The sequence below is a fragment of the Collinsella sp. LCP19S3_D5 genome (assembly GCF_052121415.1).
Taxonomy (GTDB): Bacteria; Actinomycetota; Coriobacteriia; order Coriobacteriales; family Coriobacteriaceae; genus Collinsella.
The window spans coordinates 39,359-59,622 of record NZ_JBQKEH010000012.1; the positions used below are offsets into that span (position 1 = coordinate 39,359).

At 62.7% G+C, this 20,264-nt stretch carries 13 protein-coding genes; 4 read left to right on the plus strand and 9 right to left on the minus strand.

What is annotated here, in order from left to right; translation table 11 throughout:
• Positions 1 to 61: 61 nt before the first annotated feature.
• Positions 62 to 1,513 carry an APC family permease gene (locus ACTQXO_RS06360; RefSeq protein WP_441031882.1) on the minus strand — a complete coding sequence of 484 codons (1,452 nt, stop codon included), beginning with the start codon at positions 1,511 to 1,513 and terminating at the stop codon, positions 62 to 64.
• Positions 1,514 to 2,236: 723 nt separating this feature from the next.
• Here ACTQXO_RS06360 and ACTQXO_RS06365 point away from each other — a divergent pair.
• Entirely contained in the window at positions 2,237 to 2,869 is a 633-nt protein-coding gene (locus ACTQXO_RS06365) for a C39 family peptidase (protein ID WP_441031884.1), read from the plus strand.
• Between the two features lie 311 nt (positions 2,870 to 3,180).
• Here ACTQXO_RS06365 and arcC read toward each other — a convergent pair whose 3' ends face one another.
• The 8 genes from arcC to dnaX all read right to left on the minus strand — a co-directional run bounded on the left by arcC (position 3,181) and on the right by dnaX (position 16,421).
• Positions 3,181 to 4,143: a carbamate kinase gene (arcC, locus tag ACTQXO_RS06370; RefSeq protein ID WP_006235166.1), complete on the minus strand. Its 963-nt coding sequence runs from the start codon at positions 4,141 to 4,143 to the stop codon at positions 3,181 to 3,183.
• A gap of 684 nt (positions 4,144 to 4,827) precedes the next feature.
• A complete protein-coding gene (nifJ, locus tag ACTQXO_RS06375; RefSeq protein WP_441031887.1) occupies positions 4,828 to 8,367 on the minus strand; it encodes a pyruvate:ferredoxin (flavodoxin) oxidoreductase in 3,540 nt (1,179 codons plus the stop codon).
• Between the two features lie 477 nt (positions 8,368 to 8,844).
• Positions 8,845 to 9,780 carry an FHA domain-containing protein gene (locus tag ACTQXO_RS06380; protein WP_441031889.1) on the minus strand — a complete coding sequence of 312 codons (936 nt, stop codon included), beginning with the start codon at positions 9,778 to 9,780 and terminating at the stop codon, positions 8,845 to 8,847.
• A gap of 3 nt (positions 9,781 to 9,783) precedes the next feature.
• Complete coding sequence (locus ACTQXO_RS06385; RefSeq protein ID WP_441537350.1) at positions 9,784 to 11,625, minus strand: serine/threonine protein kinase; 1,842 nt, start codon at positions 11,623 to 11,625, stop codon at positions 9,784 to 9,786.
• Positions 11,622 to 12,524 carry a hypothetical protein gene (locus ACTQXO_RS06390; protein ID WP_441083519.1) on the minus strand — a complete coding sequence of 301 codons (903 nt, stop codon included), beginning with the start codon at positions 12,522 to 12,524 and terminating at the stop codon, positions 11,622 to 11,624. The genes ACTQXO_RS06385 and ACTQXO_RS06390 overlap by 4 nt, the downstream gene beginning before the upstream one ends.
• Positions 12,525 to 12,767: 243 nt before the next feature.
• The gene (gene recR, locus ACTQXO_RS06395; RefSeq protein WP_099432550.1) at positions 12,768 to 13,364 is read right to left on the minus strand and encodes a recombination mediator RecR; all 597 of its coding nucleotides are present in this window, start codon (positions 13,362 to 13,364) and stop codon (positions 12,768 to 12,770) included.
• Between the two features lie 13 nt (positions 13,365 to 13,377).
• Positions 13,378 to 13,698 (minus strand): YbaB/EbfC family nucleoid-associated protein, encoded by a 321-nt coding sequence (locus tag ACTQXO_RS06400; RefSeq protein WP_427719331.1) that lies wholly within the window; start codon positions 13,696 to 13,698, stop codon positions 13,378 to 13,380.
• Between the two features lie 221 nt (positions 13,699 to 13,919).
• Positions 13,920 to 16,421: a DNA polymerase III subunit gamma/tau gene (dnaX, locus tag ACTQXO_RS06405; RefSeq protein ID WP_441545569.1), complete on the minus strand. Its 2,502-nt coding sequence runs from the start codon at positions 16,419 to 16,421 to the stop codon at positions 13,920 to 13,922.
• 115 nt (positions 16,422 to 16,536) lie between these two features.
• On the opposite strand from dnaX, the gene ACTQXO_RS06410 reads away from it, so the two are divergent.
• From ACTQXO_RS06410 to ACTQXO_RS06420, 3 genes are all read left to right on the plus strand, one after another.
• Positions 16,537 to 17,262: a hypothetical protein gene (locus ACTQXO_RS06410; protein WP_441537347.1), complete on the plus strand. Its 726-nt coding sequence runs from the start codon at positions 16,537 to 16,539 to the stop codon at positions 17,260 to 17,262.
• Between the two features lie 144 nt (positions 17,263 to 17,406).
• Complete coding sequence (locus ACTQXO_RS06415; RefSeq protein ID WP_441031900.1) at positions 17,407 to 19,260, plus strand: serine/threonine-protein kinase; 1,854 nt, start codon at positions 17,407 to 17,409, stop codon at positions 19,258 to 19,260.
• Positions 19,257 to 20,264 (plus strand): FhaA domain-containing protein, encoded by a 1,008-nt coding sequence (locus ACTQXO_RS06420; RefSeq protein WP_441031902.1) that lies wholly within the window; start codon positions 19,257 to 19,259, stop codon positions 20,262 to 20,264. The genes ACTQXO_RS06415 and ACTQXO_RS06420 overlap by 4 nt, the downstream gene beginning before the upstream one ends.

Below are 20,264 nucleotides of genomic sequence, written 5' to 3' on the forward strand. Positions count from 1 at the left end.
GATGCCGGGTTCGGTACGCGGGAGAGAGGGCACCGCGCACCCAATCCGCCCCGGCTCGGCGTTACTTTTTACGGGAATTGGTGAAAGCCATGAGAGCCAGGCCAATAGCCAACCAGCCGATCACGATGCTCCACTCCACCATGTTGAGGGAGGCGGGAGAGAACGGAATCACGAGCAGGCCGATGATGATGGCGCAGGCAGCGATGGCGAGGCTGATGCCAAACTTGCCGCCGGGCACCTCGTAGGGACGAGGTAGGTCGGGCTCGGTGAAGCGCATGCGCAGGCAGGCAAGAGCGACCATGCCGCAAGAGAAGATGAAGGCGAGAGCCGACACATTGGTCAGAGGGATGAGCATGTTCTTGCCCAGGAACGGACCGACGACGGTGATGATGGCCAGAACGACGCAGGCGAGCTTGGGAGCGCCGGAATTGGGATCGACCTCGGCAAACTTCTCGGGCAGCTGGCCCTTGCGGCCCATGGCGAGCATAATGCGGCTCGTGGCGCCGTAGAAGGAGTTCATCGGGCCCATGGGTCCAAGCGTGGCGATGACGAGCATGGCCAGGTACAGGAGCATGTTGATGCCCTTAAGACAGGCAAGCGCGGGAACCGGGCTCTTAACAAACTCATGCCAGTCAAGGATAGTGCCGAACGAGTAAATGCAGACCATGTAGAAGCCGCCGGCGGCCAGCAGGGCCAGGGAGATGATCTTGCCGAACTTGTTCCAGTTAAGGCCCTCGGCTGCTTCCTCAGCCTGCTGAGGAATGGTGTCGAAACCGGCGTAGAAGAATGGGGTCAGAACCAGGACCGACACGATACCGGCGAACAGGCTGGTGCCCTCGGTGGCGGCCTTACCGCCGCCAGCACCGGCGACCTGGGAGAACACAGGCATGGCGTTGTTCGGCGAGCCGGTGAACAGCGAGACGCCCATGGCGAGTAGCATGCCGCAGAGCAGGGCCTTGGTCAGGAAGGCTTGGAGCTTGGCGGCCGAGCTGGCACCGCGGAAATTGAGGAAGATGACGTAGACTGCAAAGCCGAGCGCGATCAGCGTCGGGAACAGGTAAACGTCGGCGCCCAGGATGGTGTAGAGCTTGATGGCGCGCAGCCACTCAAGACCGGGCAGGCTACCGAACATCTCGGACACGAGAGTCGAAATGGCAATGGCCTCCCACGGGCACAGGATGCCGTTGCCCAGGGCCAGGAGCCAACCGGTAATGTAGCTCATTGTACGGCCAAAGCTACGATCGACATACTCGACGATGCCGCCCGAGATGGGGATAGCAGCCGTAAGCTCACCGAAAACAGCTCCGACGGGCACGAGGAAGATTGCACCCAAGAGGAATGCGATCATAGCGGGAACGGGACCGCCGCCCACGACCATCCAGTCGCCGACCTGCAGAACCCAACCGGTACCGATGATGGCACCGAAACCGATGGTGAAGAAGTTCCAGAGCGAAAGCGTTTTCTTCATGCCGCCGGTATCCTCGACTGCAACTTCTGCGTTCTTGTCCGCCATTGTTCCCCTCCTTTCCTTTCTGACGCCCCTTGGCGTCACCCCTTGCACGGCCTGTTTTGCCGCGCACTTTTTATTTCATGGCTTTAAGATACGGCCTTGGCACAGCAACGCCACTCGTAGCTCGACCGAAGGCAGAACTGCAAAACGAGCGGCGCCGTTTTTGGGACGAACGGCGAGGGGCGCCACTCGGTGCGGGCGTCCGTTTTGATGACGCGACTCAATCGCTCGCGGAGGGCGTCGCTTTATGACGCCAGGCTCGCTCCCGTCCATGCCGCTTACCGAGGTTTTGGTGTATGTCCTCATTTGCTGCACGTCTTTTTTGTAGGATGGACGGGTTATACATGAGACGAGGCGGTGCAAATGGCATACGAATACAACGGCGGCGAACGACAGCGAAACGTTCGCCTTGCCGGGCGTACCACGCCAGCATCCAGGAGTGTTTCTGACAACGACGGGCCGCAGCGTCCGCAGGATCGCCCCTTGTCGTCTATGCCGCAGAATACCAGCACGCGTCAAGCGGATCGCCCACGCTCGGGCACCCGTCAACGCCGGGCCGAAGTGCCTCGGCGGCAGAAAATCGATCGGCGAAAGTCTGACAACCACATCAGCCGTTTCTTTTCGAAGCCCCGCGGCGGACGCGGCGCAAAGCAGCCACGGCCGCTGGGACGCGGCCGGGCCGCCAATCCGCAGATTCATCGTCTCTGTCTTGCCCTGTGCTCCATCATGGCATGTCTGGCATTTGTGTATCTGGGGTCGTGTGCTTCGCATGGCTCTGCCGGCCTAGAGCCCACCGCCGAGGAAAAGCTCCTCAAAGCCCCAGTCGCACTCGGCTACTCGTTTGCTTTTTCGACCCCACGTTCGCAGTGGAGTGCCGGCACCATGCCGCATATTTACCAGATCGACCCCGCATGGTCGGAGCTGCCCTACGCCGGCGGAACCATCCGCCAAAACGGCTGCGGACCCACCTGCCTCACCATGATCTACATCTTTAAAACGGGGCGCACCGATATGACGCCGGTCGATATGTGCGCCCTTTCCGAGGCGGGCAACTATGCCCCCACCGGTGCCACCGAGTGGTCGTTTATGACGAGCGGCGCATGGCAGCTGGGGCTTAACGGGACGCAGCTCTACAACGACCAAGACTCGATGGCCCAGGCCTTGCGCTCGGGTGCTCCCGTAATCGCCGTCGTGCGTCCCGGCACGTTTACCAACGTGGGTCATTACATCGTGCTCTACGGCATTGACGACGCCGACCAAATCGGTGTCTACGATCCCAATTCGCCCAGCCGTAGCGCCCGCCGTTGGGGCATCGTAGAAGTCCTCAACGAAATCGAAGCCATGTGGGCCTACTACTAGTCATTGGGGACAGACTTAAATGGCCAATACTAGTCATTGGGGACAGACTTAAATGACCAGCCATTAAATGACTAGCCACTGGGGACGGTCTTTGCAGACGACCGCTCGCGCTGCCGAAAAGGACTGTCCCAAGATGCCGGCAGAAAAGGAACGTCCCCAAGTGCCGGGTTTCCGCGGTCTTCAGCGCTTCTCATGAACAGTCACCTCAATAGCAAAAGCCCCGCAGTCGGAGCGGACTGCGGGGCTCATGAAGAGAGGCTAGTTTGTGGGCGCTTTGCCTGGCGCCCACAAGAGAGGCAACAGAGTAGAGACTACTCGTGGATGCGGGTACCGGAGAGGCCGGCCATGGTCTCGGCGGCCTTGTCCAGGGCGCCGATAATGCAGGTGCGGCCCTTGCGGGAACGGGCGAACTTGATGGCAGCGCGGACCTTGGGCTCCATGGAACCCTTACCGAACTGGCCCTCGTCGGCTAGGCGCTCGGCCTCGTCGGCGGTGAGGTCCTCGAGCTCCTCCTGGTTGGGCTTGCCAAAGTTGATGGCGACATGCTCAACGGCGGTCAGCAGGAACAGAACGTCGGCGTCGCAGTCCTCGGCCAGCAGCTCGCCGCCCAGGTCCTTGTCGATGACGGCGGGAACGCCCTTGTAGCAACCCTTGTTCTCGTAGTCGCGGACGACGGGAATGCCGCCGCCACCGCAGGCGATGACGATGAACTCGTTGTCGAGTAGGTTGAGGATGGAGTCGGCCTCGACGATCTTCTTAGGATCGGGGGAGGCGACGACGCGGCGCCAGCCGCGGCCGGAATCCTCGACGAAGACCTTGGAGGGATCCTCGGCCATGAACTCCTTGGCCTGCTCCTCGGTGTAGAAGGGGCCGATCGGCTTGGTCGGGTTCTTGAACGCGGGATCGTCGGGATCGCACTCGATCTGGGTGACGACGGTGGCGGCGTGCCAACGCTTATAGCGCTTGTGCATCTCGCGGCCGATGCCCTGCTGCAGGTGATAACCAATGTAGCCCTGGGACATGGCGCCGCACTCGGGCAGCGGCATCTCGGGAGTGCCGATGGCGTCGTGGGCGGCGGCGAAGGCATTCTGGATCATGCCGACCTGCGGGCCGTTGCCGTGGGTGATGATGATCTCGTTACCCTGCTCGATGAGACCAAGGAGTGCGTGGGCGGTGTTGCTCACGGCCTCGATCTGCTCGACGGGGTTGTTGCCGAGGGCGTTGCCGCCAAGGGCGACGACAATACGATCGGGCTTGCCAAGAGGCTTAGACATTGCTGGAATCCTTTCTGTAAAAGGCCTACATCCCATTAATAACCCACGTCCGTGCAATACGCGAGTTTATTAAGGTTTATATTCTCTTTATCGCTCATTTTATTCATTTTGAAAACTGTTGAACGGTGAACGGTCGTTTTTACCCGTTCAGCGTAAAGATGCCCAGCTCAAGCATATCTAAGCTATTTACGTGCGACTTTATTATGATATAGCAGGGATTAGACCAGATTATGCAAACTATATCCTTGCTAAACACAAAACAGACAGCACAATATCTTACTCGCACTATACGAGATTCTATACATTTATAAGACGAGTATGCACCCCAACAAAAACATGGGGCTTTTCATCCAGCATAAGGAATATAGACGAGCTCCAAAAAGCAACCAGCCCCAAAGCACGGGGATAGAAGGCAACAACAGCCAAAACCTCCATCCATCCCCAAAGTGGCGCGAGCTTTCACGGCAAAGCCGCGAAACAGCGAAGGGGACAAAAGGCGCCCTCAGCCACGTCCTTCATTCAGCCCCACAATCCGAGGACGTAGTCGTAGCAGGATCTGAGGGCTAACCTTCGCGGACATTTCGCAGGACGAAAGAACCCCCGCCGCACGTAGTGCGCAGCGGGGGTTCTTTCATGTCCGAGGACATCCGCGAAGGTTAGCCCTCAGATCCTGCGGTGGGAGACCTAGGCCTCGTTGTACACCGTCTTGAGCTTCAGCAGGTGAGCGTAGCGGTCCATAGCGGCCTGCTCGTTCTCCTTGAAGAGCTCCTCGGCGCGCTCGGGGAAGGAACGCGTCAGCGAAGCGTAACGGGCCTCGTTCATCAGGAACTCCTGATAGCCGCCCGCGGGCTCCTTGGAATCGAGCGAGAACTTCTTGCCGGCAGCAGCCTCGGGGTTGAAGCGGAAGAGGTTCCAGTAACCGCACTCGACAGCCTTCTTCATCTCGGCCTGGCAGTTCTGCATGCCGCCCTTCTTGATGGAGTGCATCTCGCAGGGGCTGTAGCCGATGATGAGGGACGGGCCGTCATAGGCCTCGGCCTCGTGGATGGCCTTGAGAGTCTGAGCCGGGTTGGCGCCCATGGCGACCTGCGCCACGTAGACGTAACCATAGCTCATAGCGATCTCGGCCAGAGACTTCTTCTTGGTCACCTTGCCGGCAGCGGCGAACTGAGCAACCTGGCCCAGGTTCGAAGCCTTGGAGGCCTGACCGCCGGTGTTGGAGTAGACCTCGGTGTCGAAGACGAAGACGTTGACGTTGTGGCCAGAAGCCAGGACGTGGTCCAGACCACCGAAGCCGATGTCGTAGGCCCAACCGTCGCCACCGAAGATCCAGAAGGACTTCTTGGTGAGGTAAGCCTTGTCGGCGAGGATCGCCTTGGAAGCGTCGCAGCCGCACTTCTCGAGCTCGGCAACGTAGGCGGCGGCAGCAGTCTTGGAGGCCTCGGCGTCGTTGACGGAGTCAATCCAAGCCTGACCGGCGGCCTTGAGCTCGTCAGACGGACCGTCTGCGGCGATGAGCTCCTGGGTGGCGGCGATCAGCTTATTCTGGACGGCCTCGTAACCGATGGCCATGCCCAGACCGTGCTCAGCATTGTCCTCGAACAGGGAGTTGTTCCACGCCGGGCCGTGACCGTCCTTGTCCTTGCAGTAAGGAGCGGTGGCAGCGGGGTTGCCCCAAATGGAGGAGCAGCCGGTGGCGTTGGAGATGAACATGCGGTCGCCGGCGACCTGGGTCACCAGACGTGCATAAGCGGTCTCGGCGCAGCCGGCGCAGGAGCCGGAGAACTCCAGGTAGGGCTGCTTAAACTGGCTGCCCTTGACGTTGGCCGCGATGAGCTCCTTCTTCTCGGAGACGTTCTTGACCATGTAGTCCCAAACGGGCTGCTGATCCATCTCCTGCTCGGCGGGAACCATCTCGAGGGCGCCCTTGGGGCAGACCTTGACGCAGTTGGTGCAGCCCATGCAGTCGAGCGGGGACACAGCCATGGTGAACTTCATGCCCTTGGCCTTGGGACCCATGGCGTCGAGCGTACGGGTAGCCTCGGGCGCAGCGGCAGCCTCGTCCTCGGTCATCGCGAACGGACGGATGGTGGCATGCGGGCACACATAGGCGCACTGGTTGCACTGGATGCACTTGGTCTCGTCCCAGTGAGGAACGACCACGGCGACGCCGCGCTTCTCGTATGCGGAGGCGCCCAGCTCAAACTGGCCGTCGGCGCAATCGACGAAGGCGGAAACGGGCAGGCTGTCGCCATCCATGCGATCGATGGGCTCGAGCAGGTTCTTGACCTGCTGGGCGATAGCGGACTTGGTCTCCTCGGAAAGCTCGACAGGAGCGGCGTCCTCGGCGGTAGCCCAGTCGGCCGGAACCTCGAACTTACGGAAGGCGGTAGCGCCGGCATCGATGGCCTTGTGGTTGGCGTCGACGATGGCCTGGCCCTTCTTCATGTAGGACTTGGTGGCCGCGTCCTTCATGTACTGCAGGGCGTCCTCGGCGGGCAGGACCTTGGCCAGCGCGAAGAAGGCGGACTGGAGCACCGTGTTGGTGCGCTTGCCCATGCCGACCTTGGCAGCCAGGTCGATAGCGTCGATCAGGTAGACGTTGACGTTGTTGTTCGCGATGTAGCGCTTGGCCACGGCAGGCATGTGCTCGGCGAACTCCTCATCGCTCCACTGGCAGTTGACCAGGAAGGTGCCGCCCGGCTTGACGTCGCGGACCATCTTGAAGCCCTTGACGATGTAGCTGGGGTTGTGGCAAGCGACAAAGTCGGCCTTGGTCACGTAGTACGGCGAGCGGATCGGGGAATCACCAAAGCGCAGGTGCGAGACGGTAACGCCGCCGGTCTTCTTGGAGTCGTACTGGAAGTAGGCCTGAACGTACTTGTCGGTGTGGTCGCCGATGATCTTAATCGAGTTCTTGTTGGCGCCGACGGTACCGTCGCCACCCAGACCCCAGAACTTGCACTCGATGGTGCCGGGAGCTGCGGTGTTGGGCGCATCCTCGGCCTCGGGCAGGCTCAGGTTGGTCACATCATCGACAATGCCGATGGTGAACTCGCGCTTGGGCTCGTCCTTCTTGAGCTCCTCGAAGACGGCAAACGCGGACGCGGGAGGCGTGTCCTTGCTGCCCAGGCCGTAACGGCCGCCGACGACCTTGATACCCGTCTTGCCGGCCTCGTAGAGAGCGGAGACGACGTCCTGGTAGAGCGGCTCGCCGATGGAACCCGGCTCCTTGGTGCGGTCCATGACGGCGATCTTCTGGACGGTCTCGGGGAGAACGTCCACGAAGTGCTTGATGGAGAACGGACGGAACAGGCGAACCTTGACCAGGCCGACCTTCTCACCGTGAGCGTTGAGGTAGTCGATGACTTCCTCGAGCACGTCGCAGAAGGAGCCCATGCACACGACGACGCGATCGGCATCGGGAGCGCCGTAGTAGTTGAACAGGCCGTAATCGGTGCCGAGCTTCTCGTTGATCTTCTTCATATAGCCCTCGACGACGGCAGGGAGCTCGTCGTAGACCTTGTTGCAGGCCTCGCGGTTCTGGAAGAAGATGTCGCCGTTCTCATGGCTGCCGCGGGTGTGCGGGTGCTCAGGGTTGAGCGCGTGGTCGCGGAAAGCCTGGACGGCGTCCATGTCGCACATCTCGGCAAGATCCTTGTAGTCCCACATGGCGACCTTCTGGATCTCGTGGCTGGTGCGGAAGCCGTCGAAGAAGTTGAGGAACGGGGTCTTACCCTCGATGGCGGCAAGGTGAGCCACCGGCGAGAGGTCCATGACCTCCTGGACGTTGCCCTCGGCGAGCATGGCGAAACCGGTCTGGCGGCAGGCCATGACGTCGGAGTGATCGCCAAAGATGTTCAGGGCGTGGGAAGCGACGCAACGCGCGGAGACGTGGAAGACGCCCGGGAGCTGCTCGCCCGCGATCTTGTACATGTTCGGGATCATCAGGAGCAGGCCCTGAGAAGCCGTGTAGGTGGTGGTCAGAGCACCGGCGCCCAGCGAACCGTGAACGGTACCGGCTGCACCCGCCTCGGACTCCATCTCGACGACCTTGACCGGGGTGCCAAAGATGTTCTTGCGACCCTGGGCCGCCCACTGGTCGACATGGTCGGCCATCGGGCTGGACGGCGTAATGGGATAAATTCCCGCTACCTCGGTGTACGCATACGAAACATATGCGGCCGCCTCGTTGCCGTCCATAGACTTAAACTTACGCGCCATATACCCCTCTCCTCTCATATAGGTATACAGGCCCCGGCGATTACCGGGATGTTGGCGTGATGGGATTTTCGCTGTTGCTTCCAGTCATCTGACAGGCGGACTCAGCAGCAGGTACATGGCGTGGAGAGAAGGCATGCCGAGGCGAGGAGGGCTGCACGCGCTCCACAGGCCCAGCTACCCGTCTTGCACATGATCGAGCGCCGCAAAGGCCGCATGCCGGATGCTCCCGGGCACGCCCCGGTGATGGGAAGCGCCCGCAACGGAAATCCGCATGCGGGTTTATTGTACCCCGCCGTCAAGTGTAATTTCGACAAATATAGGTGGGCGGTAAAGGTTTACCCCGAGCGACCATCAAGGGCAAAATTTATCCTTCCGTCACCGAGGGACCAAATGGCAGCTGCGGTGAAATAGGAGCTGTTTTTGCCGGCCGTAGCCTTAAACAGTCCCTATTTCACCGCAACTTATTTAGGAGATGAGTCAGAGGGCGCCGAGGAGGATGGCGTAGGTTGTGGATTCTCCGAGCCTGAGCTCGTCACCGGGGTTGAGCTGAGCGGAGCGGCCGGGCTCGACCTGGGTGCAGACGTTCGTCGCGCCGTTTACCACCACAGTTCCGTTGGTGGACGACAGGTCCTCGACGTACCAGACATTTTGGTCATCGCACCACACGTGGGCATGGCGAGCCGAAACGTCATCGCCCACATCGGTGATATCGCCCTCCCCCGTCGCCAGCGCGCCGATCTCGACGCCCTCCTCACTCGGCTGAATCCAGCGCGGGGTGCTCACCACGTAGCCGTTTTGCACGCGCAGCAGTCCCAACGGGTGCGCAGGCGCCTCGTGCTCGCCCGTGACCGTCGAGGTGCTCAGCGAGCGCGGCGTCGATGTGGCGCCGCCACAGGTCGCATGAGCGTAGTCGAGGGCATAGGTCACCGACGAGCGGACATCTGCCGAGCAGCCCACGGCGACAAACAGCACCAGGATGGCCTCGGCGCGCTCGGCGGGCATGAGCTCAGCCGCCTGCGACAGGCGCTCGAGCGCATTGCGATAGAGATTCGTGTCCTGATGGCATTCCTCGAGTGCCCTCACCATGGGCTCGCCAGCGGGGCCGCACACCATGTTGGTCACGGCCGCGGCGTCCATGGGATTGCGGCGGCGCAGGGCCAGCTGCGACATAATGCGCGCGGCCGAGGTGCCGTAATCGGCAAAATAACGTTCCTGCAGCGTGCCGACCGGCGCGCGCACGATAAAGCGCGAAACCCAAGAGCGATCGGCAGCACGGCTCTGCGGACTACGGCCGTCGACGAGCGGGCGGCTCGAGAGCACCAGGCCGCACAGTTCGATATGGCTCAGGTGCGCTGCGCGCTTAAAGATGTCAAACATTGCCCCGCACGGGGTGAGCTCAGCTTGAGAAGCCATGGCTTAGCCCTCCTTGGTCGCAGAGATAGTGTCGGATACTTCGGCCGGCCCGCCAAAGGCGCGAGCAGCCGCGGCTCCGCCGGCAAGCGGCGTCGCCATGGAAATTTTCGCACGTCGCGCTGACACGACGGGAAGCTCAAAGGCAAACCCCATCGCCAGCAAAAACCACGTGAGCGCATAGGTTGCAATTAAGGCGGCAACGAAGCCGCTCGCTACGGCGCGTTGGGAAAACACGGTGCATGCAACCGCGATCAGCACCGGAACCTCGCAGGCAGAAAGCGCCAGTACGCCTTGCAGGAACCCCGTGCGACGATCGTGTGCCATGGCGCCGGCAGCGATGCCCACCATGCTCGGCGGTGCCAACGCCAGTGCGGCGATAATGGCCGGCAGCTTCCCGGACCACATAAGCGGTCCTACGACGAGCGTCACATGGGCGCCCGACGCCAACAGCGCAGCTGATACCACGACCACAGCCCAAAGCACGCCGCATACCGCCGTCGCACCAACCATCGCCGCACGCCGGGCCGTGTGCCCCGATACCTCCATCGGGCACGGCATGAGCGGCTCGGCGCGAAGCGAGCGGGCGACATTTTGCGCATAGTGGTCGCAAAATGCCGAGAGCGCCGCCTCCACCGCAGCCGGCTCGGGACGATCTTCCTGATGGCAGGACAGGCAGGCCATGACCACGTCGAACAACTGGGCATCGACAAACGCCAGCGCATCGCGCAGATCCTCGGAATTTGGATCGAGTCCGAGCTGCTGAGCCTGTTCGGCCGCGGCAAGTGCCACATCGGGCTCGCGTCGCAGCAGTTGCGTCAAGTCGCAGCCGGGCGCGTGGGCGCCAACGGGATAATCGGGCAGCGTATCCATCTTGAGGCGATAAGGGCTGGCGATATCGCACGTCTTTTTGCGCGAGCCCGAAGTACCCGACGCACCCGGCGCCACTTCGTACGGCGCGACACCGGCGATGAGCTCGTAGACCGTACTCGCCGCTGCATACACATCGATTGCCGGCGACATGCGAAGCATGCGCAGGTCGGGGATATCGTCGGTGAGCATCTCGGGCGGGGCGTAGGCCACCGTCGCGCGGCGCAACGTGGCATAGCGCTCGGTAAACGACGCCTTGCCGCCGGTGCCGGCCACCGCAGAGGCGGGCTCGAGCGCCAGCGAAGAGCCAAAGTCGATCAAGCACAGGTCGAAGGTGCCTTCGGCAAGCTGTCGGTCGAGCGGCAGGCGCGCCGTGCGCACCATAATATTAGCGGGCGAGATATCGCGATGGACGAACCCCTCGCCTACCAAGCTCATGCGGCAGAGCAGATCGAACAGGTCGCGACCCAGGCGCGCCGCCACGAGCGGCGACAGACGCCCGGCCTCGTCCACGGCAAGGCGCGAGCGCAGGCGAGCGAGCGTCTCGCCCTCGACCCACTCCATGACAATCGCGGGCACGCCGTCAACCTCGCCCCATCCATACAGGCGGGGAAAGCCTCTAAGGCCCGAAAGGGCGCGATGGCATTCGTATTCCTCGCGAAACGCCGCCTTGAACTTGGTGACCAGCGCCTCGTGGGCGACATCGTCATCAAATTCGTCGCGCGTTGGCAAGATGAGCTGCTTGAGTGCCACGGCCTCGCCCTGCGCGTTGACGGCACGCGTCACACGGCCGATACCGCCGCGGCGCATGGTGGCGTCATCGGCAAACAGCATCGTAAAACGGCGCAGGTAGGCGGGAAGCTCGTCCGGGCCCAGCGCAATGGCGGGCTCAAACCCTCCAACGCGCGCCAGGCGCAGGCCCACCATAGGGTCACGGCTGAGCGACTGGGTTGCCACAGAAGCAAGGCTATTCGTCATAGGGCGATCGCCGCCACTTTGGTATTGAAGTTGTTGAGCGCGACGTCGTCATCGCCATAATGCCCCACCCATTGGCACAGATTGGTGTAGCAACCCCATAGGTTGGCGTATTGCTGATACCACTTTGACTTGGGAGAAAACGTTTGCCGGCCAAACTCGGCACGGATGACAAACATATCGTTGGTCAGGCTATCGCACGGTCCGGTATCGCCCGTAGCGTTATAGGTCGAAACCACGCTGTTGGCGCGGGCGACATAGCCATCGAGCATGTTGTATTTGGTCACGAGCCAGCTGTGAATACTCTCCTCCTCGGCAGCCGAGAGACCACCCGAGCCCGTGTCGCCGCCGGCACCGCCGTCCGTCGAGCCATCACTCGAAGATCCACCGCCAGAGGCGGAGCCCGAACCGGAACCGCCGCCCGACGAATCGGAGCTGGAGCCAGACGAACCCGAACCGCCGGGCTGGCCTGCCTGTTGGGCGTCCTGCCCCTTCTGCTGCTCGGCCTTATTGACGACAGAAGCCACACTGTTGTTGGAAAGCTTCGTAATGACCTTGGTGTTGGTGAGCACGATGGTCTTGCCGTTTGCCAGCGTAACCTCGTTGTCCGATGTTTCTGGACTGTCCGCATCGTCGCCACCGAACACAACATGCGAGACCACGCTCGCCCACGCATATCCGGTTGTCGTTCCCAAGTCGCTTTTGGCCTTGCGCCCAATATGCAGCTCGCGCTCAGCATGCGCCTGTACCATGGACGGCACCGTCATGCCATAAGCCGAAACACCGGCTATGACCAGCACGAGCGAGCAAGACAGCAGCACGTACGCCCGAGGCGCCAGGCCCAGCCGGCGTCGAATGCGCACCGCGGCGCCATGCTTTGTCTGAGTGCTAGCGGGCCGCATGCGTTCTCCTCCAACAAAAACACGCCGCTTAAAAGCGGCGCATTCTTTCATATCCACATTTGAGTGTATCAGCGAACCCAAAAGGTTGTGCAACGAATGGGCAAATACGAGGTGCGAGTGGACCCATCCACGCGATAAGCGGATGAAAAGCAGGTTTGTTGTACAACAAATGCATGAACGCGTGCCCAATTATGAGCGCCCCGTGCGGCAGGCCGACGGGACATGCCGCGGAGCTGACGCCGCCTAGATCGCACGACGGGCCTCGATAGCACGGCCGAGCGTAAGCTCGTCAGCATACTCCAGGTCGCCTCCCACGGGCAGGCCGCTCGCCAGACGCGACACCTCGACGCCCAGAGGCTTGATGGTGCGGGCAAGGTAGCTCGCCGTGGTCTCGCCCTCAATGTTGGGGTTGGTGGCGATAATGACCTCGTGGATGTCCTCGTGGCCCAAGCGCGCCAGCAACTCGCGGATGTGCAGCTGCTCGGGGCCGATCTTGTCCATGGGGCTGATCACGCCGCCCAGCACGTGGTAGAGGCCGTGGTAGCTGCCCGTGCGCTCAATCGCCTGGACATCGCGCGGCTCACCCACCACGCAGATGCGGGTGGTGTCGCGCATCGAGTCTTGGCAGATGGAGCACTCGTCAGCGGTGGCGTAATTAAAGCAGCGGCTGCAAAAATGCACTTCCTGCTTAACCTCTAGAATGGCCTCGGCCAGGCGGCGCGCCTCCTCGGCGTCGGCCTCGAGCAGGTAGTAGGCGATGCGCTGGGCCGATTTGGGGCCAATGCCCGGCAGACGGCCCAGCTCATCGAGCAGTTTTTGCAGACTATGGTTGGCACTCATATATGTGCGCGTCTTAGAACGGCATGCCCGGGATGTTGAGGCCGCCGGCGATGGCGCCCATCTGCTTGTTGGCGAGCTCGTTGACGCCGCGGACGGCCTCGTTGACGGCAGCCATAATCATGTCCTGCAGCATATCGACGTCCTCGGGATCGAGCGCATCGGGGTCGATGGTGAGGTTGACGAGCTCCATCTCGCCGTTAACGGTCACCTTGACCATGCCGCCGCCGGCAGAAGCGTCGACGGTCTGGGACTTGAGGTTCTCCTGCGCGGCGGCAAGCTGCTCCTGCATCTTGCGGGCCTGCTTCATCATCTGCTGCATGTTCATACCGGCCATGATGGCTCCTTTACGTGTGGTCGCGCGACAAGCTGCAAGGGCAGCCGGGCACGGCGGGACTTTCAAACTCAAAAATCGTACCACGGCGCGGGGCATACGAGCGGGGCGGTCGCGCTAACTCAGTCGATGTACATGTCCTCTAGCGTGACGCGCCGCCCAAGACTATGCAAGGTCGAATTATGCAAGGTCGCACAACTCGGCGTATATACCCGCCCGCATAGTTACTCCACCGGCTTGAAGATGGTGGACTGGCCAAAGACACTACGTATGAGGGCTTTGGCCTCGTCCTCGGTCTGCGGGATGCCCGGGGCTGCGCCCTGGTGACCGAAAGGACTGCCAGCACCGGGGCTGGACTCCCAAGGGGCAGCGAGGGCGTCGTCACTTGCAGGAGCGGACGTCGCAGCCGCGGGAGCTGCGGCCGAAGCGGCAGGGCTGGGCGCAGGCGCCGCGGCAGGCACGTCGAACGGAGGAAGATCTTCTCCGCTCGCATCGCCGGCGAAGCCGCCGACCATGGCGTCGTCGTAGGGTACCTGCTCGGATTCCCATGGCGCAGCCTGCACAGACGGCTGAATCTTGGGAGCAGACGCGCACTCGGGCGCTCGGGGCGCGGGCTCGGTCGGGAGCTTGCCCGTGGCAGGAGCACCGGCAGGGTTGTCGGAGCGCAGCCAGGGGGCCTTGGCCAGGTCGGATGACTTGGGTGCAGGCGCGGCAGCGGGCTTGGACGCGGGGATCGGAGCAGCCGGTTTGGGCACGGCGGGTTCAGTCACCGACGGGATCGGTGCCGCTACCGGTGCCGCTTTTGGCTGCGTCGCGCTGGCGCTCGAGGATGCAGGGGCCGCCGAGGACACGGGTTGCGGGTCCGCAGATGCCGCAGCCCGTACAGATGGAGAATGCTCCTCATGTTGAGGAGCCGGCCTGACACCCCCATCCAGGACATAGTCGACGGTGCGACGACCGAAGACCGCACTGACTGTCGGCAAAAACACCGCCTGTGTATCAGCACGCCCGAGCATCTTGATAGCAAATGCCGTAGGGAACGAGACCGTGAGCTTAGAACCATCGTCTGCCGTAGCGCGAGCGTTCAACAGGAGTGCCGCATAAGAAGGTTGTTGGGCCTTGACGCGCTCGACGACCTCGACCCATTTGCGCTGGAGCTCGCCGGCATCCTCGACCGCAGGGGTCTCGGCGGCGCCGGCGGCAGCAACCTGAGCGGCAGTGTTGGGCTGGGGCTTAGGCGCCGGCGCAGCGGCAGGTACGGGAGCCGAAGCGGCGGTGGGCTGGGGCATCGGAGCCGGGGCAGGCCGAGGCGCAGGCGCCGCAGGCTTGGAAGCTGACACGGACGCAGGCTGCGTCGCCGGAGCGGCGGCGCCGCGATCCCAAGGCATGCCGCCCTGGCGCGCGGGCGTAGCAGTGGGAGCGGTGGATGCCACAGGGGCAGCAGCTCGGGCACCCGAGATCAGCGTCGGTTGTTGTGTCGCCACAGGTGCAGCCGCGACAGCCGCAGGCGCAGCACCAGCAGCAGCCACGCTCGCCGGCACCGCGGCGTTGGCGACCATGGCCTCCAAGCGTGCCACGCGCTCGGCCAGGGCCTCAATGGTCAGATCGGCCTCGGGACGTGCCAGGCGCGTGCAGGCGATCTCGAGCACCAGGCGCACGTCGCTCGCACCCCTCATCTCCAACGCGGCATCGTCGAGCACTGTCAGCACGCGGGCCAGACGGTCGGCCGGATGCCCGCCAAAGGCAGCGGCCTCGGCAGCAAGCGCCTCGGCCTGCTCGGCCCCGCCCTCAAACAGCTCGGCACGGGTACCGGCAACGCAGGCCACATACACGTCGCGCACGTGCGCCACCAGGTCGCGCGTCAGCTCAAGCAAGTCATTGCCCTCCTCGACCTGTGCGCGAATGAGCCCATAGAGTTCAGCAATATCACGCTCGGCGATGGCGCGGGCAAACTCGCCCAGGATCTGGTCCGAAACCTCGCCCAAAAGCGAGCGGGCATCGTCCGCATGCACGGCGCCGTTGCCAAAAACGCTCAGCTGCTCCAGCGTGGAAAGCGCGTCGCGCATGCCGCCCTTGGCATGGCGCGCCACGATGGCCAGCGCCTCGTCGTCGTAATCGAAGCCCTCCTGCTCGCACACGTAGGACAGGCGATGCTCGATATCCTCGTTGCCGATGCGGTGGAAATCGAAGCGCTGGCAGCGCGAGAGGATGGTCTCCAGAATCTTTTGCGGATCGGTGGTGCACAACACAAAGATCACGTGCGCCGGCGGCTCCTCGAGCGTCTTGAGCAGCGCGTTAAACGCCGCCGTCGTGAGCATATGGACCTCGTCGATGATATAGATCTTGTACTTGCCACGCACCGGGGCAAAGTTAACGGAGTTGATGATCTCCTCGCGCACATTGTCCACGCCCGTACGGCTTGCGGCATCGAGCTCGTAGACATCGGGGTGGTTGCCCTCGGCGATGAGCTCGCACTCTTCGCAAGTGCCGTCGGGCATGCAGCCGCTTGCGCCCTCGGCGCGCGCCGCCTCGGCATTGCGGCATAGCAGCGCCTTGGCCAGAATGCGCGCCATGGTGGTCTTGCCCGTGCCGCGCGGTCCGCAGAACAGGTACGCGTGGGACAGGCGTCCCTCGGTGATGGCGTGCTCGAGCGTCGAGACGATATGCTGCTGGCCCACCACGGAGTCGAAGGTGAGCGGGCGATACTTTCGGTACAACGATTCCATGGGTGCTCCCCCGGGTATACTGAGTTTTGTTGCCGCGACGGCCATGCGGTCGCACGGCATACTGCACTCATAATAACCCGTACGGCGAGCCCGCCGCGATAGGAGTCCAAAGAGCATGGCAGACGCAGAGAGCAACCTCGTTCCCTCCGAAGTAGCCGACCAGGTCGAGGTCGCGCTCGAGAAACAGGCAGCAGCCGACGACGGCATCCTGTACCTCAACGAGTATCAGTACGAAAACGACCTCGTCACCGACTTCGCCCGCTTGGTCGCCTCGCCCAGGCGTCGCGGCTCGCTGTATGTCGCCGCGGCAATTGCCGCGCTGCTCGGCATCGGCATGTTGGTGGCCGGCGGCAACTGGATCAAGTTTGGCGTCGTCCTGATCGTGTTCGGCGCCTTTTTGGCCTGGTGGAGCAAAAACCTGCACCACACGCTCGCCCGCGACTTTATCGACGCCGTCGAGGCCGACAAGTCCATGGGTGGCCGCTATCGCCGCGTCGCCGCCAACGAGGACGGCTTGATGGTTTGGGGCAAGAGCGGCAAGTCGCAGTTCTTCCCGTTTGAGAAGCTCGACCACGTACTCGACGGCGAGCGCATCTTTGTTGCCATGTTCGCAGACCAGGGCGTGACGATCCCCAAGGACACCTTTGTTCGCGGCGATGCCGAGCAGTTTGGCTCCTTCCTTAAGGCGCGCATCAACAAAAAGCTCCGCATCGAGACCAAGAAGAAGAAAATGAAGGCCGAGAAGGCTGCAGCCGAGGCCAAGCAGGGAGACAAGGCAGACAAGCCCCAGGACAACAAGGGCAAGCAGTGCAAGCAGAAGAAGGGCAAGAAGAAGCGCTAAGGCCAAGTCAGACAGGCAGCCTCGCATCCCGCTATCCTCCCCATGCACCAGAGCGTGCTACACTAGCAGCATCTATGCCACCGCGAATGGCTCGGCTCCGCGCCCGCCGCTCGCAAACGAACTTTAAACGCACGAGGGTTGGCCATGCCGCTTTTCTCGCAACATACCGCCCGGTTCTCGCCGGACGTCCCTTTGGAGGGCACCAGCTCTCGCGAGCTGCTCAAGCGGTACCAGCCGCTCGAGACGCTTGCGACCGGCGGTTTTGGCTCCATCGAGATTTGCCGCGACACGCACCTGCGCCGTCGCGTGGCCATTAAGCGCATCCCTCTTATCAACGGCTCCGGCATGCCCGCCAGCGACATCATGGATGTACTGCGCGAGGCACATACCGCCGCCATGCTTCAACATCCCAATATCGTGCAGGTTATCGACTTTACGCATGACACCGCCTATGCCTACCTGGTCATGGAGTATGTCGACGGCATGTCGCTGGCCGAGTTTTTGCATCGCGTGGACGGCCACTCGCTCACCTTTGACGAGGCAGCGACCATTGCCGACGCGTTGGGTCAGGCGCTCACCTTTGCCCATGCAAACGGCGTGCTTCATCTGGACATAAAGCCCGCCAATGTGCTCATTGACCACTCGGGCAATGTAAAGCTCACCGACTTTGGCATGGCGCGGCTGTCATCTGCCGGCGGCTTTGGCGGATCGCGCGGCGGCACCATCGGCTACATGCCGCCCGAACAGCTCGATATCGAGACCGGCACGGTCGACGAGCGCGCCGATGTCTTTGCCCTTGCCTGCGTGATCTACGAGGGCCTGTGCGGCAGCGCCCCCTTTATGGCGGCAACGCCTGCCGACTCGCTCGACCGCATCATCGGCGGCGCCACCTACCCCAGCGAGCTGATCCCGCACTTTCCCCCGGGGGCCGAGGCAGCGCTCATGAGCGCCCTCTCCCCTATGCCGCAAGACCGCCCCGATAGCATCGAGGCATTCTGCGACCAACTCCTTGCCGGCTTGGGGAGCGTGCGCGAAGGCCGTCGCAGCTTGGAGCAGATGGTAAGCGAGCTTTCGGACGACGAGCACGCAGCAGACGATATGGAGTCGCTGCCTTACGAGGATAACGCCATCGAGGTCGACCCCGCGCTTGGTTGGGCGGGCACGCGCTGGAGCTGCGCGCGCGATTACACCATGCGCGGTATCTCGGCACTAACGTGTGCAACCTTCAGCTTTTTGCTTATGCAGACAGCGGGCGTCGCGGCGCTTCCCGGGCTGGTCGCCGCGGCCATCGCTATTGGCGCGGCGGCAGGCTTGGCACCGCAGATCGGCTCGGCTATCTCGGCCGTGGGCTTTTTGGTGCTCATGGCCAACGCCACCATGCAGGCGCAGGGCATCCTGTCGATGCTGCCGGTCGCGGTCATTTTTGCCGCCGCCATGTCCGGATGGTGGATTGCCTGGGGACGCACCGAAGCGGCCGCGAGCGCGGCACTCACCTGCGCGCTTGCGCTAGGTTGTCTAACCGGCGACGCCATCCTTGCCGCCGGAGCCGCCACGGGCTTCGCGGCGTTTTGGCTCGGCCCGGCAAGCGCCGCTGCCGCCACGGGTATAGGCGCGCTTTTTGCCCGCCTGGCCGCAGCTGCCCTCCCTACGGGAGGCGTGCTGGGGCTTGGCAATGTCGCCGCAGCGCTGGGCGACGCGTTCCTCTGGGCCGCCTTCGCACTGATCGCAGCAGCAGCCGCGGCAACGTCGCTGCTGCTCAATGCCCATGCCAAGCGCGCCGAGCAGGGGTCAAACCTCGCCGCCATCGTCGCAATTGCCGTCGCCGGTATCGGCTCGGCCGTATCGTTTTGTCTTGCACACCATATGGAAATTGCCAGCCTTGCGGGCACGGTCGTCGCCAAGGCGGCGGTTGCGGGAATCCTATCCTCTATAATCGTTGGGATATGCCTGTATTTGCTCGGATACCAAAGAACCTATACGGAGAGTGATCTTTCGTGAACTTCCTGAACATCTTCGAGGACCACGTGGCCGGCATCTTCGGTGCCACCCGTGCCCCGTTCTCCTTTAAGAAGCTTGCCAAGCAGGCTGCTCGCGACATGGAGGATCAAACTCTGGTGATCAACGGCGTCAACACCGCGCCGGCGCTCTATACCATCCTGATCGCCACCGATGACGATCCCATGCTTGCCCCGTTCTATCCCGAGCTTTCGCGCGAGGTGCGCGAGTTTGTGAAGGCGCAGGCCGAAAAACGCCGCTACGTCTTTGTCGGCGAGCCCCTTGTTCGCTTTATGATCGACCCTCAGCTGCGCGCCGGCAAGTTCTCGGTCTTTGCCGAGAACGTCGACGCTCCCACGCTCGGCCGTCTGTACGAGGAAGAGCGCGCCTATCAAAATGGCCTGGGACAGAACAGCTCGGCCACAAGCCGTGCCGCAAGCGCCCCCCGCGCCGGTCAGCAGCAGTTTGCATCGCCGCAGCAACACCCGGCCGCCATGCCCCAGCAGCAGCCGACACCCCGCGCTGCCACTCCCGACCCGCTCGCTGTGGCCGACCCCTTTGCACCCAATGTCCCCGATCCCGCAGCCCCCATCCCTGTGCCGCAAACCGTCTCGCGCGACGCACTTGCCGGTATGGGCGGAGCGGCTGCCACTGGCGTCGCCGTGGGCCTTGGCGCTGCGACCAGCATCGCCTCCAACATGGCAAGCCCCCGCGCCCCGCAGCGTCCGCTCGCCCAACTCGTCGACGTCGTGAGCGGCGAGAGCCACAACATCACCTCCGCGCAGGTGACCATCGGTCGTGAGCGCTCGGTATCCGACATCGCCCTGCGCGACCCCAACGTGTCGCGCCGTCATGCCCAGCTCACCTTTACCGGCTCTGACTGGTCGATCGAGGACCTCAACTCCACCAACGGCACGCTCGTCAACAACCGCCGCATCACGCGCTGCCCGCTGCGCAACGGCGATTTGCTAACGTTTGGCCTGAGCACCTTTGAATTTAGGGGTTAA

Excerpts from the sequence above, each read along its gene's own strand:
- ACTQXO_RS06360 (WP_441031882.1), bottom strand. The coding sequence starts at position 1,513 with ATGGCGGACAAGAACGCAGAAGTTGCAGTCGAGGATACCGGCGGCATG.
- ACTQXO_RS06365 (WP_441031884.1), top strand. The coding sequence starts at position 2,237 with ATGGCATGTCTGGCATTTGTGTATCTGGGGTCGTGTGCTTCGCATGGC.
- arcC (WP_006235166.1), bottom strand. The coding sequence starts at position 4,143 with ATGTCTAAGCCTCTTGGCAAGCCCGATCGTATTGTCGTCGCCCTTGGC.
- nifJ (WP_441031887.1), bottom strand. The coding sequence starts at position 8,367 with ATGGCGCGTAAGTTTAAGTCTATGGACGGCAACGAGGCGGCCGCATAT.
- ACTQXO_RS06380 (WP_441031889.1), bottom strand. The coding sequence starts at position 9,780 with ATGGCTTCTCAAGCTGAGCTCACCCCGTGCGGGGCAATGTTTGACATC.
- ACTQXO_RS06385 (WP_441537350.1), bottom strand. The coding sequence starts at position 11,625 with ATGACGAATAGCCTTGCTTCTGTGGCAACCCAGTCGCTCAGCCGTGAC.
- ACTQXO_RS06390 (WP_441083519.1), bottom strand. The coding sequence starts at position 12,524 with ATGCGGCCCGCTAGCACTCAGACAAAGCATGGCGCCGCGGTGCGCATT.
- recR (WP_099432550.1), bottom strand. The coding sequence starts at position 13,364 with ATGAGTGCCAACCATAGTCTGCAAAAACTGCTCGATGAGCTGGGCCGT.
- ACTQXO_RS06400 (WP_427719331.1), bottom strand. The coding sequence starts at position 13,698 with ATGGCCGGTATGAACATGCAGCAGATGATGAAGCAGGCCCGCAAGATG.
- dnaX (WP_441545569.1), bottom strand. The coding sequence starts at position 16,421 with ATGGAATCGTTGTACCGAAAGTATCGCCCGCTCACCTTCGACTCCGTG.
- ACTQXO_RS06410 (WP_441537347.1), top strand. The coding sequence starts at position 16,537 with ATGGCAGACGCAGAGAGCAACCTCGTTCCCTCCGAAGTAGCCGACCAG.
- ACTQXO_RS06415 (WP_441031900.1), top strand. The coding sequence starts at position 17,407 with ATGCCGCTTTTCTCGCAACATACCGCCCGGTTCTCGCCGGACGTCCCT.